The sequence below is a fragment of the Mesorhizobium robiniae genome (genome assembly GCF_040545535.1).
Classification (GTDB): Bacteria; Pseudomonadota; Alphaproteobacteria; order Rhizobiales; family Rhizobiaceae; genus Mesorhizobium; species Mesorhizobium robiniae.
Genome location: NZ_JBEPMC010000007.1, coordinates 254,840 through 268,262 on the forward strand (window position 1 = coordinate 254,840; position 13,423 = coordinate 268,262).

Annotated in this window: 18 protein-coding genes; 8 read left to right on the plus strand and 10 right to left on the minus strand. The window is 62.6% G+C overall.

Annotated features, from left to right (window positions below; translation table 11 throughout):
• Window positions 1–70: 70 nt before the first annotated feature.
• Window positions 71–922 carry an alpha/beta fold hydrolase gene (locus ABID19_RS20815; protein ID WP_354492858.1) on the plus strand — a complete coding sequence of 284 codons (852 nt, stop codon included), beginning with the start codon at window positions 71–73 and terminating at the stop codon, window positions 920–922.
• Window positions 923–1,120: 198 nt separating this feature from the next.
• Here the strand turns inward: ABID19_RS20815 and ABID19_RS20820 are convergent, their stop codons facing one another.
• The 3 genes from ABID19_RS20820 to ABID19_RS20830 all read right to left on the minus strand — a co-directional run bounded on the left by ABID19_RS20820 (window position 1,121) and on the right by ABID19_RS20830 (window position 2,952).
• Window positions 1,121–1,396, minus strand: a complete 276-nt coding sequence (locus tag ABID19_RS20820; protein WP_095487281.1) for an ArsR/SmtB family transcription factor — start codon at window positions 1,394–1,396, stop codon at window positions 1,121–1,123.
• Window positions 1,397–1,427: 31 nt separating this feature from the next.
• Window positions 1,428–2,675 (minus strand): MFS transporter, encoded by a 1,248-nt coding sequence (locus ABID19_RS20825; RefSeq protein ID WP_352927967.1) that lies wholly within the window; start codon window positions 2,673–2,675, stop codon window positions 1,428–1,430.
• A gap of 82 nt (window positions 2,676–2,757) precedes the next feature.
• Window positions 2,758–2,952 (minus strand): DUF1192 domain-containing protein, encoded by a 195-nt coding sequence (locus ABID19_RS20830; protein ID WP_352927964.1) that lies wholly within the window; start codon window positions 2,950–2,952, stop codon window positions 2,758–2,760.
• Window positions 2,953–3,178: 226 nt separating this feature from the next.
• On the opposite strand from ABID19_RS20830, the gene ABID19_RS20835 reads away from it, so the two are divergent.
• From ABID19_RS20835 to ABID19_RS20845, 3 genes are all read left to right on the plus strand, one after another.
• Window positions 3,179–4,159: an NAD(P)H-quinone oxidoreductase gene (locus tag ABID19_RS20835; RefSeq protein ID WP_435528761.1), complete on the plus strand. Its 981-nt coding sequence runs from the start codon at window positions 3,179–3,181 to the stop codon at window positions 4,157–4,159.
• A gap of 131 nt (window positions 4,160–4,290) precedes the next feature.
• The gene (locus ABID19_RS20840; RefSeq protein ID WP_023720976.1) at window positions 4,291–4,431 is read left to right on the plus strand and encodes a DUF1127 domain-containing protein; all 141 of its coding nucleotides are present in this window, start codon (window positions 4,291–4,293) and stop codon (window positions 4,429–4,431) included.
• 228 nt (window positions 4,432–4,659) lie between these two features.
• Complete coding sequence (locus tag ABID19_RS20845) at window positions 4,660–5,475, plus strand: helix-turn-helix transcriptional regulator (RefSeq protein ID WP_354492859.1); 816 nt, start codon at window positions 4,660–4,662, stop codon at window positions 5,473–5,475.
• Between the two features lie 328 nt (window positions 5,476–5,803).
• Here ABID19_RS20845 and ABID19_RS20850 read toward each other — a convergent pair whose 3' ends face one another.
• Complete coding sequence (locus tag ABID19_RS20850) at window positions 5,804–6,421, minus strand: LysE family transporter (protein WP_354493014.1); 618 nt, start codon at window positions 6,419–6,421, stop codon at window positions 5,804–5,806.
• Window positions 6,422–6,885: 464 nt separating this feature from the next.
• Between ABID19_RS20850 and ABID19_RS20855 the strand changes: the two genes are divergently transcribed.
• The 3 genes from ABID19_RS20855 to ABID19_RS20865 all read left to right on the plus strand — a co-directional run bounded on the left by ABID19_RS20855 (window position 6,886) and on the right by ABID19_RS20865 (window position 9,663).
• The gene (locus tag ABID19_RS20855) at window positions 6,886–8,100 is read left to right on the plus strand and encodes a YadA-like family protein (RefSeq protein WP_354492860.1); all 1,215 of its coding nucleotides are present in this window, start codon (window positions 6,886–6,888) and stop codon (window positions 8,098–8,100) included.
• Window positions 8,101–8,110: 10 nt separating this feature from the next.
• Window positions 8,111–8,764, plus strand: a complete 654-nt coding sequence (locus ABID19_RS20860; RefSeq protein ID WP_354492861.1) for a hypothetical protein — start codon at window positions 8,111–8,113, stop codon at window positions 8,762–8,764.
• A gap of 203 nt (window positions 8,765–8,967) precedes the next feature.
• Complete coding sequence (locus tag ABID19_RS20865) at window positions 8,968–9,663, plus strand: DUF1013 domain-containing protein (RefSeq protein WP_354492862.1); 696 nt, start codon at window positions 8,968–8,970, stop codon at window positions 9,661–9,663.
• A 71-nt stretch (window positions 9,664–9,734) separates the two neighbouring features.
• Here ABID19_RS20865 and ABID19_RS20870 read toward each other — a convergent pair whose 3' ends face one another.
• From ABID19_RS20870 to ABID19_RS20890, 5 genes are all read right to left on the minus strand, one after another.
• A complete protein-coding gene (locus tag ABID19_RS20870) occupies window positions 9,735–10,454 on the minus strand; it encodes a helix-turn-helix transcriptional regulator (RefSeq protein WP_095487267.1) in 720 nt (239 codons plus the stop codon).
• A gap of 73 nt (window positions 10,455–10,527) precedes the next feature.
• Entirely contained in the window at window positions 10,528–10,938 is a 411-nt protein-coding gene (locus tag ABID19_RS20875; RefSeq protein ID WP_354492863.1) for a hypothetical protein, read from the minus strand.
• A 7-nt stretch (window positions 10,939–10,945) separates the two neighbouring features.
• On the minus strand, window positions 10,946–11,311 hold the full coding sequence (locus tag ABID19_RS20880; RefSeq protein WP_354492864.1) for a VOC family protein: 366 nt from the start codon (window positions 11,309–11,311) through the stop codon (window positions 10,946–10,948).
• Window positions 11,312–11,364: 53 nt separating this feature from the next.
• Window positions 11,365–11,967, minus strand: a complete 603-nt coding sequence (locus ABID19_RS20885) for a DJ-1/PfpI family protein (protein ID WP_354492865.1) — start codon at window positions 11,965–11,967, stop codon at window positions 11,365–11,367.
• A 78-nt stretch (window positions 11,968–12,045) separates the two neighbouring features.
• A complete protein-coding gene (locus ABID19_RS20890) occupies window positions 12,046–12,210 on the minus strand; it encodes a hypothetical protein (RefSeq protein WP_354492866.1) in 165 nt (54 codons plus the stop codon).
• Window positions 12,211–12,426: 216 nt separating this feature from the next.
• Here ABID19_RS20890 and ABID19_RS20895 point away from each other — a divergent pair, with 216 nt between their 5' ends.
• Window positions 12,427–12,588 (plus strand): hypothetical protein, encoded by a 162-nt coding sequence (locus ABID19_RS20895; protein ID WP_352927925.1) that lies wholly within the window; start codon window positions 12,427–12,429, stop codon window positions 12,586–12,588.
• 13 nt (window positions 12,589–12,601) lie between these two features.
• On the opposite strand, the gene ABID19_RS20900 is transcribed toward ABID19_RS20895, so the two are convergent.
• Window positions 12,602–13,333, minus strand: coding sequence for an SGNH/GDSL hydrolase family protein (locus tag ABID19_RS20900; protein WP_354492867.1), 732 nt, complete (start codon window positions 13,331–13,333; stop codon window positions 12,602–12,604).
• Between the last annotated feature and the right edge of the window lie 90 nt (window positions 13,334–13,423).

A 13,423-nucleotide genomic window follows, 5' to 3' on the forward strand; every position in this document is an offset into this window, starting at 1 on the left:
ATTATATCGGTTTTATTATGGTGCAACCGATTGCAAAATGCAATTGGTTTGCGGAGAGGAGACAGCGACCATGATGAAGGCTGCGGAAGTCGAAATCGCGTCACAGACGTTTGGCGATCCCGCGCATCCACCGATGCTCCTGATCATGGGCGCCATGGCTTCGATGCTCTGGTGGCCCGAGGCGTTCTGCCGGAAACTGGCCGCCGAGGGTCTATTCGTGATCCGCTATGACAATCGCGATACCGGCCGTTCGACCAAATATGCGCCGGGCGAACCGCCTTATACATTCGACGATATGGCGGACGACGCTATCCGCGTCCTCGACAGACATGGCGTCGCGAAAGCGCATGTCGTCGGCATGTCGATGGGCGGCATGATCGCGCAGCTTGTCGCGCTGAAACACCCGTCGCGAGTCATCTCGCTTACGGCGATCAGCACTTCTCCTGTGGAAACCGACACGTCGCATCTGCCAGGGATGACCGAGGCCTATATGAAGCATTCGGCCGAAGGCGCTGACGTCGACTGGTCGGATCGGGATCAGGCCATCGGTTTCGTCGTCAAGGACGCGCATGCGATCGCCGGCACCGCGCATCCTTTCGACGAGAAGCGGACGAGGGCGTTCGTCGAACAGGATTACGACCGATCTGGCGGCTTCTTGAGCGCGACCAATCATTTCATGCTCAAGAGCGGCGAAGATCGGGGCGGCGAGGACCGGAAGGGCGGGCTGCAGGCATTAAAGGTCCCGCTCCTCGTCATCCACGGCACCGAGGATCCGATCTTTCCGGTCGAGCATGGCGCCGCCCTTGCCGAAGCAGTTGCCGGTGCCAAGCTTGTCCGCATCGTAGGCGGCGGCCATGAGCTGCATCCCAACGATTGGCCCACGATCGTCGATGCCATCGTCGCCCATAGCCAGGTCAGGTAAGTAGCGGGGCGAGCCTCGACACCGGATGTCCGGGCAATATGCCGGAGCCGACGATCGTCATCGAATATCCAACTCGTCAAATTCGCTCTGCAGCGCTGCCAGCAGGCAGTGACGACGTGAAGATCGTTCCCGTCCGACACCTGCCTGCCACCTTCTATGGCACGATCAGCTTGCCCGAGGTGCGTTGGCGCCCTGCGGTCAACCCAGCTGCTCTGCATCCCAGAACTGGTCGAGCCAGATGTTGAGCTTCAGGAAGCCGGCGCTGCTGACCGTGTAGACGCGTCTAGTGCCTTCCGGCTTGGCGTTGACCAGTCCGGCATCGAGCAGCACTTTCAGATGCTGCGACACTGCCGGGCGCGAGACCGGCAAGCCGGCGGCCAGTTCGTTGACGGTCTTCGGGCCGCGCCGGAGCTCTTCCAAGAGATAGCGCCGGTTGGGGTCGGCAATCGCCATGAAGGCGTCGGAAAACATCATGCCTTATTTGTGAGGCAAAGTTTTCCAAATCTCAACCGTTGGTTTCAGGCTTTCTGCGCGGATCGAGCCGCAGCGCTTCCGGCGTGATCGAGCGCTCGGCCGGTTGCGTCTTGAAGGCGTCGCGGTCCTCGATCGGCACCGGCGCGCGCCGGCTAATGCGCAGCAGCGTGTAGCCTGCCAGGCAAAGATGCGCGAAGGCCGTTGCAAGGAACAAGGCTTCCGGCCGCATCCAACCCATCAGGCCGGCGGCCAGCAGCGGCCCGATCATCGTACCGAAACCATAGAGCAGCAGCAGGCCGCCCGACACTTTGACGAAATCCTCGGCCCGGGCGTGGTCGTTGGCATGGGCCACGGCTATCGAATACAGCGTGTAGGCAAAGGCGCCGTAGGCGGCAGTGCAGACGATGACGAAGACGCCGGAGCGCGGCTCGAACAGGAAGACCGCGAGGGCGAACAACGCCGCGCCGAAGGCCAGGCCCGCAAGCACAAAGCGGCGGTCGGTCTTGTCGGAAAGACGCCCGGCGGGAAGTTGCATGGCGGCGCCGGCGACGACCACCAGGCTCATCATCAGCGCGATCTCGGCCGTGGAAATACCGATGCGGGCGCCATAGACGGCGCCAAGCGTGCCCCAGGCGCCGTTAGCGATGCCGATCAAAAGGCAGGCGATCGCCGACACCGGCGAATTGATGTAGAGCCCCTGGACGTCGAGCGAGACGTCCTGCAGCGGCTTGGGGTGCGAAGCCGTCGAGACCGCCGTCGGAATGAGCGACAGGCAGAACAGGATGCCTGTGATCATGAACAGCGAGGCCGACTTCACGTCACCGCCGGCCACGATCATCTGACCACCCATGATCGAGGCATAGGTGACCATCATGTAGAGACCAAAGACGGCGCCGCGGTTCTCGTTGGTGGACTTCTCGTTCAGCCAGCTTTCGATGACCATAAAGGCGCCGGCCATGGTGAACCCGGTAAAGGCGCGCAGCAGGATCCAAAAATATTCATCGATGATCAGGCCGGTGAGCAGTGCGACGATGGCTCCCGATGCCGCAAAGGCGCCGAAAGCGCGTACGTGACCGGCGCGGCGCACGATGCGCGGCGCAAAGAAGCAGCCGGTGACAAAGCCGCCGGCCCACGCCGTGCCCATCAGGCCGAGCGATGCGGTCGAGAAACCTTCCAACTGGCCGCGCAGCGGCAATAGCAGTCCGTGCAGTCCGGTCGCCGCCAGCAGGAAAGCGGTGCCGCGAAGCAGCGAGAGGATCGGTCGGTAGCTTGCAAACATTTAGCTGATCCGGCTGGAATGGGGAGGATCTGAAGACAGTCGCATTCGGGCTTTTCGGCGGCGGGCGCTTCGGCTCCGGAAACTACCCGCGGCGAAACAGCGCCTCGGCCGCTGATTTGGTGGTGCCCTTGGACTTGAGCTCGGCTTCGAGCCGGCCGATTTCGGCGCGCAGGATGCCGATCCGCTCGGACAGTTCGTCGACCGAGAGCAGCGACAGGTCCTGGCCGATCTCGTGCGGGCGCGCTTTCTTTTTGGGTTCGTCGTCGAAGATCGCCATCGTCGCTCCTCGCTGATGCGCAAAAATTAGCCTGCTACAGCATCCTTTTGCGCGTCCAATCGGACGCCCGGTGCTGCAGTGGCCATTTGCCTGATTTGGCAATCAGCATACATAGGGCAGGGGCACGGATGCAAATAGTCGACAAGAAAACTGGCAGCTGGCAAGAAACTGGCGAAGCGAGACGGGAAAATTCATGGTGAGTGGACAGAACAAGATTCCGGCGACGATGACCGCCATTGCGATCTCGGAACCCGGCGGGCCGCGGGTGTTGAAACCGGAGACGCGCGACGTACCCGTGCCGGGTCCCGGCGAAATTCTGATCCGGGTGCGCGCCGCTGGTATCAACCGGCCGGATGTGCAGCAGCGCAAGGGCGCCTACCCGCCGCCACCCGGTGCGTCGGACCTGCCGGGCCTCGAAGCATCGGGCGAAGTTGCAGCTCTTGGCGACGAGATATCGCGCTGGCGCGTCGGCGACCGGGTTTGTGCGCTGACGCCCGGCGGCGGCTACGCTGAATATGTCAAGGTTCACGCCGGCAGCGTGCTGCCGCTGCCCGCCGGCTTTACCCACACCGAAGCGGCGGCAGTGCCGGAAAACTACTTCACCGTCTGGCACAATGTCTTTGAGCGCGGGGCCTTGAAGAGCGGTGAGACGCTGCTCGTACATGGCGGCTCGTCCGGTATCGGCACCACGGCGATCCAGCTTGCCTCGGCCTTCGGCGCCTATGTCATCACCACTGCTGGCAGCCAGGACAAGTGCGCCGCCTGTCTGAAGCTCGGCGCCGATCGGGCGATCAACTATCGCGAGGAGGATTTTGTCGCGGCCGTCAAGGATGCGACCGGCGGCCGTGGCGCCAACGTCATCCTCGACATGGTCGGCGGTGACTATGTGGCGCGTAATTACGAGGCCGCGGCGGTGGAAGGCCGCATCGTCCAGATCGCCACGCAGGGCGGGGCAGTCGCAAGCGCCGATTTCTCGAAGCTCATGGTCAAGCGGCTCACCCATACCGGCTCGACGCTGCGGCCGCGCACGGCCGAATTCAAGGCGGAAATCGCCGCAGCACTCGAGGCGCAGGTGTGGCCATTGCTCGGCACCCGCAAGGTCGCACCCGTTATGGACATGATCTTCCCGCTCAAGGAAGCGTGGCGGGCGCATGAGCGGATGGAGGAGGGCGACCACATCGGCAAGATCGTCCTCGATGTCGGCTGACGGTCGGTAACAAGCTGAACAAGAGCTTAATTGTGCAATGCAACAAACGCATTGCGGCCATGCAAAAGCGTCTGTTCAACTTTTCATCAACGATGCCTATTTGAGCGGCATCGAAACGATGGAGGACTACCATGAACCCGATCCGCGCTTTCCGTAACTGGCGCATGTACAATGAGACCGTGCGCGAACTGAACCGCTTGAACGCTCGCCAGCTCAACGACCTCGGCATCAACCGTGGCGACATCGAGAGGATTGCCCGCCAGGGGCTTTGATCCGCTAAGCAAGAGCCGAGGCAGGCGGGTCTCCCGCCGCCGGTTCCGAGCCCGCTGGACCTTGTCCGGCGGGTTTTGTTTTGGGGCTGCAACAACCAGTTCGACTCGACGGTAATCTGCGGTTGACCTTGGGTTCCACCATGGCATTTTGGGCGTGCGGGAATCGGTTAACGCGGCGAGCGTAGGCGATCCGGCCAGCAAGACGCTCTGAACGAGGCCGTGCGCCCCATGTTTGATGATCTTACCGACAAGATCTACGAGGCGGCTTTCGTGCCGGAACTTTGGGGGGATACGCTGCAAGCTGCCGGCCGTCTTTCTGGTTCGGCCACCGGCGCCATCCTCCTGTTCAGTGCCGATTCTCCAGTCCGCGGCAAATTGAGTGACATTTCTCCGGTTCACGGCAACTCCCTCCAATCCTTGTTCGATGAATTTGTCGCCAGCGATGCCTGGAAATTCTCCGACGCGATACAGCGCATGTGCAGCATGCAGCCGGCGAGCTTCGTGCAGGTCGAAGATTTCTTGACAGCCGAAGAGGTCGAACGTGACCCGGTGCGGACACAGCTGAGAGCGGCAGGTATCGGCTCACATCTTTGTTCGGCAGTTGCCATGCCGAGCGGCGAGCTGGTCACATTCGTTTTTCAGCGGTGGATTAAGGATGGCACCTACGATCGGGCGTCGGTCGATAGGCTCGGCCAGCTTCGCCCGCATTTCGCGCGTGCCGGCATGATCTCGGCGCGATTGGGGTTGGAGCAGGCCAAGGCGACCGTCTCGGCACTCGAGACTATCGGGCTGCCCGCGGCGGTAATGGCTGCATCGGGACGCGTGCTGACCGCCAATAGCCTCCTGGAGGAAATGCCCGAAATGTTTCTGCCAACCGCCTATGGCGGTATGGCGATCGCCAGTGCCTCCGCCAATGCGCTTTTCCAGCAGGCCATCGTCGAGAACCGGCACAATTCGGCAGTGCGCTCCATTCCTGTTGCGGCGAGCGAAAGCCGGCCGGCCCTAATCATTCACCTCTTGCCCGCTGCGGCGCGCCGCACATGACGTTTTTTTCGGCGCAGACATCCTGGTTGCGGCGACAGCAGTAAGCGCCAGTTCCGTTGTGCCTTCACCAAGCATCCTGGCCGGCCTGTTCGACCTGACACCTTCCGAGGCACGTCTGGCCGCTGCGCTTTCGCAAGGGCGGCCCCTGAAGGATGCTGCGTCCGACCTGAATATCACCGTAAAGTCCAGCCGGACCTATCTTGAACGGATCTTTGCCAAGACGGGAACCCGCCAGCAAAGTCAGCTCGTCGCCTTGCTCAAAAGCACAGAACCGCTCAACCGCAGATGACGATCGGCTAAAATGTTGGAGCCCGGTACATCTGTCGTTTCAATGGCTAAGCGCGGCAAAACCGATCGCTATCAAGGCTCCTCCCAAGATGATGTCCACGTGCTTTCGAAAACGGTTGTAAAGTTGGCGCATCGCTGGCTGGGAAATCACGAGGCCGACGAGGCCAAACCACGCGACTGCTATGGTGAAAACCAGCGCGACCACGGCTATGCTAATTGCTCCGCGGGCATTTAAGCTTAGCGTGGAGAAAGCAAAGAACAATGCGGTGGCAGGATTTGCCGCTGCCGTGATAAAGCTCAGCCGGAAGTACCGAACGATGGCGACCGGCTTCGGCTCGTCGGCGCCAGTCTTGATCGACAGCGCCCGCCGCATCGAATTCCAGCCGATGAAGACCAACATTGCGCCGTAAAGACTGGCGGCCATCTGATGTGCGATGCCCCCCGGCGGCAGTGCGCCGGCTCCCGTCGCGACGACTGCCGCCAGCGAACTCGCGCCAAGGGCAATACCAGCCGCGGCTGAAAGCGCCGTGGCACGCGAGCCGGTTAGCCCGGCCTGCGCGACGACAGCAAAATTGGCGCCAGGCACCATTGCCAACAACGCGTAGGAAATAGCGAACGGAAACAACCCCGCCGCAACGTGCCCAGTTTCCAACATCATCAACCCACATCGGCGGTGGCCTGCTCTCCCAAGGGTAGGTCGCCGCTACCGGAGGCGAAATGTGGATGAAACGCCCTTTCTCCAACAGTCGGCAAATGCCGACAGAAGGACGTTTTCTTGCCGGATTTTCCGCTACCTCGGCTGAGCGGCTCTGTACTTCTGAGGCGTTGCTGCCGCGCGAACTTCTCACTTCGAAAATTAGCACAACAGAATGTGTGGCCCATCGGTACTGCCCGACGCCTGGGCTCCTTTGATCAAGCTAAAACGGCGAACAGTCGTCATATGACGATTGTTGGAACTCTCATCCCGCCTTCAGTGTCCGCTTCGATGAGATGGGCGCCGCGTGTTCGTGGCATTCGGTCGCGCGGGAAACTGAAAGGGGACAGCTAATGGCCGGTCGGGGGTGGGTCGACGTTCTTGGTAGGGCGGGGTGGGCGGGCGCGACCCGGCAGCTCCGAGCCGATATGAGATTCGAACGGAGCCGCCACGGGCCAGCCCGGACCGCAACGATCGCCGGCCTGTGGTTGGTAGCCGGTGTATCCTGGTTTGCTTCATTGGAGGACGCCGCAGCCCAATCGACATGTCTGATGGGCGGCGGCGCTACCGCTGCAGCCTCGGGCTCGGACAGCTTCGCATGTGGTGATGCCGCCGCAGCGGTTGGCGGCGCCAGCACCAGCATCGGTGAAAGTGCCGGTTCTGCCACTAGCGGGGAAGCCAACACAGCAGTGGGCAACTATGCCGGCTTTACGGTGACCGGAAGTTTCAATGCTGCAACTGGGGCAGGGGCTGGTCTGAGCGTCACCGGCGATGACAACTCTGCCTTTGGCGCAACCGCCGGCCGGTATTTCACAGGATCGGGCAACGTCGCCATCGGTCGAAATGCCGGCAGTGGAGAGGACGGCGCTCCTTTGTCTATGAGCAACTCGGTTTCGATCGGCGCCAATGCGGCCGCCGGCCATGATAACGCCATAGCTATCGGTTCGGGCGTCACCACCGAGCGCGCCAATCAGGTGTCTCTCGGTACCGCCACGAATACTTATACTCTCGCCGGCATCAATTCTCAGGCAAGCAGGGACGCGCAAGGCGCGACTGCCTATTTCATGACGACGGACGGAAACGGCAATCTGGCGGCGTCCACATTCGATGTCGCGACGTTAGAAGGTGTGCCGGGACAGGTCACCCAGAACAGTACCCACATCACCAATCTGAGCACGACGGTGGACAGTCATGCGACGCAGATCAATGCCCACACAACGGAGTTGGCCGACCACGAGACACGCATCACCAGCAACACCAGCACGCTGAATGCCCACACCACTCAGATCGCCAACCTTGATACGAGGGTGACGACCAACACCGACGACATCACGCAACTCGACGGCCGCGTTGGCGCACTCGAGGCCAACTTCCAGGATATTGGCGGCCGAATCAACGAGACCCGCTCGGAAGCCCGGGCAGGGACGGCGCTTGCATTGGCAACGGCCGGGCTGCGTTACGACGACAGGTCTGAAAAACTGTCGATCGCCGGCGGCTTTGGCCATTTCAAGGGGCAATCGGGCCTTGCGCTTGGCCTCGGCTACAACACCAGCGAGGATTTCCGCCTCAACGCCGCTGTTTCGGCATCCACCAACCGAGGCGATGTCGGCGTCAGCGTCGGGGCGTCATGGACGCTGAACTGACACGACCGGCATGATCGGCATATCCAGGCTCCAGCACTGGCCGTGGGCGAGCGGCCGGCGATCTCGATGCGCCGGCGGCTTTCTTGCCGCTTGTACTATCGCGCTGGCGGCCGTTGCCGTGCTTCCGCAGGTAGCGCAGGCGCAAACCAAGGAAAAGCGGGTGGCGCAGAAGGTCGCTCGTCCCGCCGGCATCGACCGCAATGGCGTGCTGATCTTAACGCGGAGCGCGTTGCTGGCGCTCGACCAGGCCAACAAGACCGGTAACTACACAGTGCTTCGCGATCTGGGTTCGCCTAACTTCCAGGCCAACAGCGCCGCCCAGCTCGGCGACATCTTTGCCAGCCAGCGCAAGCAGGCGCTCGATTTCGGCGCGGTTGCCGTGCTCGAGCCGCAACTGACGCTGCTGCCGCAGATCGAGCCGAACGGCATGCTGCATTTGGCGGGTTTTTTTCCATCGATGCCGCTGCAGGTCAATTTCGAGCTGCTGTTCGAGCCGGTGAACCGGCAGTGGAAGATCTACGGGCTCTCGGTCAACCTGACACCCGGAGGGCCGCAGGCGCCGGATACACAAGCAGTCGACCAACCGAAGCCGGCCGGTCCGCCTCCGGACGCACCTTCGATTGCAGTGCAGCCAAGGAAAGAAAACAAGCCGGCCAAGCCATAAACAGCGGACCGAAACGCCGATGACACGGCGCTGAAGCTGGACGACTGCCTGGACAGGTTCGATATCCTGCTGTCCTCGCCGTCACGCGCCAAAAACGTTGCGGAATGGCAAGAGAGCGGTTATACAGACCGCGAATTTCCCATTTTGGTGGCTTAAACCACCGCCCGCGCGGGAACGCGGGCGAACGAGAAGGATATTTTGCAATGGCCAATACGCTGCTGATGCCCAAGGCGACCGCCGTCTGGCTGGTCGACAACACCGCGCTCTCCTTCGAGCAGATCGCGCAGTTCTGCGGGTTGCATCCGCTCGAGGTCAAGGCGATCGCCGACGGCGAATCGGCGCAAGGCATCAAGGGCATGGACCCGATCATGACCGGCCAGCTGACCCGTGATGAGATCGCACGCGCCGAGAAGGATGCGAACCATCGGCTGAAGCTGTCGGACCCCAAGGTGCGGGTGCCGGAATCCAAGCGCAAGGGCCCGCGCTACACGCCGCTGTCGAAGCGCCAGGACCGGCCCAACGCCATCCTCTGGCTGGTGCGCAACCATCCCGAGCTGAAGGACGCGCAGATCGCGCGGCTCGTCGGCACCACCAAATCGACGATCGACCAGATCCGCGACAGGAAGCACTGGAACTCGGCCAATCTGCAGCCGATGGATCCGGTGACGCTGGGTCTCGCCTCACAGATCGACCTCGACATGGAAGTCAACCGCGCCTCGCGTGGCCGCGAGCAGGCACAGCCGGCCGGCGACACGCTGCTGCCGGCGGCTTTGACCGAGCGGCTGGTGCCGACACCGGAGAAGCCGAAGGACGAGGATGCGGAACTCGACGCCAACGCCGTCTTCGCCAAGCTTTCGGCGCTGAAGTCGAAGGACCAGGATACCGACGACGAGGAGTGAGAAGCGGCCGCTATAGCCAATCAATTACAAAAAGCCCGCCTGACGCGGGCTTTTTTTTGCGATCGTGCGTGTCAGGTTCGCGCGGCCCGGTCCGGCGCCATGCCGTAATCCTCGCTGCGCTCGACCGCACGATAGAAATCGGCGAGCTGCTTGCCGCGCTCGGGCTTGAAGACGCGGCCGGCTATGACCACCGAGGCGATGCGGTCGATGCGGAAGGCGCGGAAATCGTCGCGCATCTCGCACCAGGCGACCAGCGTCCACACCTTGCCCCAAAACCATAGGCCTAGCGGCCTGATATCGCGCGCGGTGCTGCGCCCGGCCTCGTCGGAGTAGTCGATGGTCAGCACCTGGCGTTTTTCCACCGCGCGCTCGATCAGGTCGATTGCCTCGCGCGCGGCGTCGCTCACCACCCACATCGGCGTGTGGATTTCGGTGCGGGCGATGCGGTCCTTTTCGGCATCGGGCAGCACGGCGCCGATCTTGACCAGCGCCTCGTCGGCGGCCCGCGCCATGGCAGCGCCGCCAAACGCGCGCACCATGCGGGCGCCGGCGACCAGCGCCACGATCTCGTCACGCGTGAACATCAGCGGCGGAAGGTCGAAACCCTCCCTCATCATGTAGCCAACGCCGGCCTCGCCGTCGATCGGCACACCAGTCGACTGCAGGTCGGCGATGTCGCGGTAGATGGTTCGCTCGGAAACCTCGAGCCACGTGCCCAGCTTCTGGGCGGTGACCAGACGGCCACCGCGCAGATGCTGCACGATCTGGAAGAGCCTGTCGGCGCGGCGCATCGTATGGTCCCTCGGTGTTGTTTCTATGCATGTCGTGATCCCAAAACCGGTTCCCACTTTTGGGCGACATGCATTATGGTTCCAGCCCTTCGCGCTTTCGCTGCGCGGCGACGAATGCCGCGCCGAAGGACAATTTCCCTGTTGTCGGCGTCTTTGCATCCAGCACCCGCCAGAACGGCGCGATGTCGCTCAGCGTCATGCCGCGCTCCAGATCCTCGTTGGCGGCCTCGGCGACAGTGCGCAGATGATAGCCGATAGTAACCGGGCATGTCACTTCGGCACCGTGCTCGATGGCCAGCGCGGTGCGCAATGCGCGGACATCCATGTCCACGCCCTTTGGGATGGAGCGGATGAAATCATCGACCTGCCGCGCTGTCGGCACCAGCATCGGCTGGCCCTCGACGACGTCACCGACAGTGCGCGGCGACGGCTTGATGCCATTGATGCCCGGCGTATTCAGCCTGTCGTTCCAGCTTTTTGCCATGCGCCACCTAGACAAAGAGCCCGAAACTGTTTCCGTCCGGGTCTAGGCAATAGGCGAATATGCCGGCCGGAATGGAGATCGCCGGCGAGACGACCTGACCGCCGTTCTGCCTCACCCGTTCCATGGCGTCTTCGATCGGTGCGGCAACCGACAGATGGATGGTTGGGCCGGTTCCCGGTGCCGCGGGTTTTCCGGGGTAGACGTGCCCGGAGGCCATTCGGTCCTGCGCGGCGAACATGGCCAGCGGGTTCGGGCCGCTCTCCTCCAGAGCGAGATCGTTCTGAAGCACCGACCCATAAAAGGCGCGGGCCCGATCCATGTCGGTGACGGGGATCTCGAACCATGCCGAGGCTTTTGCGGGGATGAAGGCCATGCCAGTCTCCTGATACTGTCGCACTATTGCACGCCGCTCCTGACACCATACTGTCAGGAGGCTTCAGCATGTTCCCCTCCGACATACTCCTTGGCGAACAGCCTGCGCATCTCAGCGAGGTCGCTGCTTCTCTGGGGATAGAGCGTCGTCAAATAGGCAAGAGCGAAGGTGCCGGGAGCCGAACCCGGCGCAGACACGATGCGACCGTCGGCGACGGCATAGGGCACATCCAGATAGTTCTGGGCGCCTGGATAGCCCGGTTCCTTTTCATTGATCCAGTCACGACCATTGCTGGTGTGTTTGGCCTTGTCGAACAAGCCGGCGCGCGCCAATGCCAGCGTGCCGGCACAGATGCCGCCGACCACGCCGCCGCGCGCCGCAATTGCCGTCAGCAGTCCGGAGATAACAGGCGGTGCATCGACCCACTGGTCGGAGCCGATCACCGCGACGGCGTCGAGGTCGGTGTTTTCATCAATCTCGGTGGAGCGGTCGGGCGTCAGCTGAAACCCGCTGGCCGACGTCACCGGCCTACCGCCCGGCGTTAGCGACACCGCGCGGGCGCCGAACCATTCGACCGCCGAAGCCGCCAGCAGGCCGTATTCCCAGTCGGCGAAGCGATCGATGAAAACGACACCAATGGTCTTCTGGTCGGACATTTCCTGCTCCGCCTTTCGGCCCGCCGGACCTATTATCTGGGCGCTGTAGCGCCCGCATCCAAGCACTACGGCGAAAAATCACCCGCGGCCGTGGCGGCCTTCGTAATTATCGGGCCAACCGATGTCCTTGCGGATGCTCTGCGGCAAGTCATTCATGAAACGTTGGGTGCGGATCTCGTTGCGCATCGTCCGGATCTTGCCGACATAGTGCTGCACGCTGCGCAGAATGGTAAAACCGTTCATAGCTGGTCTCCTCTCTTTCGATGGAGACACTATCGCACACCCCTCCTGACAGCAGTCTGTCAGGAGGATGGATGGCATCTGACGACGCTGCCGGTTGCCGGTTCCGCGGTCCACCACGTTGCATTCAGAGCGCCGGCGATCGTGTCGTAATGGTGACCAGGGATGAGCGCACAAGGAGCGCTTTGACAGCCGGCCGCGATGCTGGTCAAAGGCGGCATGTCGAAACTCCTTGCGCTCGTCATCATCGCCATGATGGTCATCCAGCTGATCAAACCGCTCGGCTGGCCGGGGCTGAGGCGGCGCAGCGATTTCTGGAAGCTGGCGGTACTGGCAATGGCGGCGATTTCGATAACAGCGGCGCTGGGGCATTGGGGTTAGGGCCGACGGGCCGCTATGCGACGTGGGGTTCGTCGGCCAGCACCAAACCGACGAGATGTTCCGCCCAGGCCCGGTAGCCGGCTTCCGAGGCATGAAATCCGTCGGATGCAAAGCCGGCTTCGGCATCGGTGATCGGCAGGCGCGGCGCCGGCACCGCGCCGCGTTCGAGACAAAGGCGCTCGCCCATCCGATTCATCTCGGCGGCGCGGATCTCCAGGATCTTTCCGAGCAGCGGCGGCATTGCCGGTGCCCGGGTGAATTCCAGCACTGGCGACCACACCACGCGCGCCTCAGGCCATTTGGCGCGCAGCGCGTAGAGCAAGCCGCCAAAATCGCTCTTGAAGCGGCGCACCGAGTGGAAGTTCTTGGTGTCGTTGGTGCCGATGGCGAGCACAATATGCGTCCAAGGATCGGCCGACAGGTTGGGCAGCACATGGTCGCGGATCTGGCCCGAGGTCGCCGAGTTGAAGCCGGCTGCCCGCCAGCGCACCGCACGGCCAGTGCGTTGCGAGATTAGCTTGGCCAGTTGCGCGGCCAGCCCGTACTCGGAATTGCCGATGCCGACGGACGCGGCGGAAGAATCGCCGAGCATCAGAAGTGAGATCGCCGGCGCCTGCCCTGGTATCTCGTGCATGACCGGACCTTGCGCCGGCAGCATTCGGGTGGTGCGGCGGCGCACTCCGAGCCCCTGCCAGACATAGACCGGAAAGGCGAGCCAGGTGAGGGGGACAAGAAAGCGCTGCATCGCGAACCGTTAAATGGGCAAGTCCGTTTTAGGGCATAGCGAGCAGCACTTAGCGCATATCGGGCCGAAGGCGAAAGACCTTGCGTCGAC

Coding starts and splice junctions, on each gene's coding strand:
- ABID19_RS20835 (WP_435528761.1), top strand. CDS start 3,179: ATGACCGCCATTGCGATCTCGGAACCCGGCGGGCCGCGGGTGTTGAAA.
- ABID19_RS20855 (WP_354492860.1), top strand. CDS start 6,886: ATGAGATTCGAACGGAGCCGCCACGGGCCAGCCCGGACCGCAACGATC.
- ABID19_RS20830 (WP_352927964.1), bottom strand. CDS start 2,952: ATGGCGATCTTCGACGACGAACCCAAAAAGAAAGCGCGCCCGCACGAG.
- ABID19_RS20900 (WP_354492867.1), bottom strand. CDS start 13,333: ATGCAGCGCTTTCTTGTCCCCCTCACCTGGCTCGCCTTTCCGGTCTAT.
- ABID19_RS20895 (WP_352927925.1), top strand. CDS start 12,427: ATGTCGAAACTCCTTGCGCTCGTCATCATCGCCATGATGGTCATCCAG.
- ABID19_RS20820 (WP_095487281.1), bottom strand. CDS start 1,396: ATGATGTTTTCCGACGCCTTCATGGCGATTGCCGACCCCAACCGGCGC.
- ABID19_RS20815 (WP_354492858.1), top strand. CDS start 71: ATGATGAAGGCTGCGGAAGTCGAAATCGCGTCACAGACGTTTGGCGAT.
- ABID19_RS20865 (WP_354492862.1), top strand. CDS start 8,968: ATGGCCAATACGCTGCTGATGCCCAAGGCGACCGCCGTCTGGCTGGTC.
- ABID19_RS20840 (WP_023720976.1), top strand. CDS start 4,291: ATGAACCCGATCCGCGCTTTCCGTAACTGGCGCATGTACAATGAGACC.
- ABID19_RS20875 (WP_354492863.1), bottom strand. CDS start 10,938: ATGGCAAAAAGCTGGAACGACAGGCTGAATACGCCGGGCATCAATGGC.
- ABID19_RS20845 (WP_354492859.1), top strand. CDS start 4,660: ATGTTTGATGATCTTACCGACAAGATCTACGAGGCGGCTTTCGTGCCG.
- ABID19_RS20885 (WP_354492865.1), bottom strand. CDS start 11,967: ATGTCCGACCAGAAGACCATTGGTGTCGTTTTCATCGATCGCTTCGCC.
- ABID19_RS20870 (WP_095487267.1), bottom strand. CDS start 10,454: ATGCGCCGCGCCGACAGGCTCTTCCAGATCGTGCAGCATCTGCGCGGT.
- ABID19_RS20880 (WP_354492864.1), bottom strand. CDS start 11,311: ATGGCCTTCATCCCCGCAAAAGCCTCGGCATGGTTCGAGATCCCCGTC.
- ABID19_RS20860 (WP_354492861.1), top strand. CDS start 8,111: ATGATCGGCATATCCAGGCTCCAGCACTGGCCGTGGGCGAGCGGCCGG.
- ABID19_RS20890 (WP_354492866.1), bottom strand. CDS start 12,210: ATGAACGGTTTTACCATTCTGCGCAGCGTGCAGCACTATGTCGGCAAG.
- ABID19_RS20825 (WP_352927967.1), bottom strand. CDS start 2,675: ATGTTTGCAAGCTACCGACCGATCCTCTCGCTGCTTCGCGGCACCGCT.
- ABID19_RS20850 (WP_354493014.1), bottom strand. CDS start 6,421: ATGATGTTGGAAACTGGGCACGTTGCGGCGGGGTTGTTTCCGTTCGCT.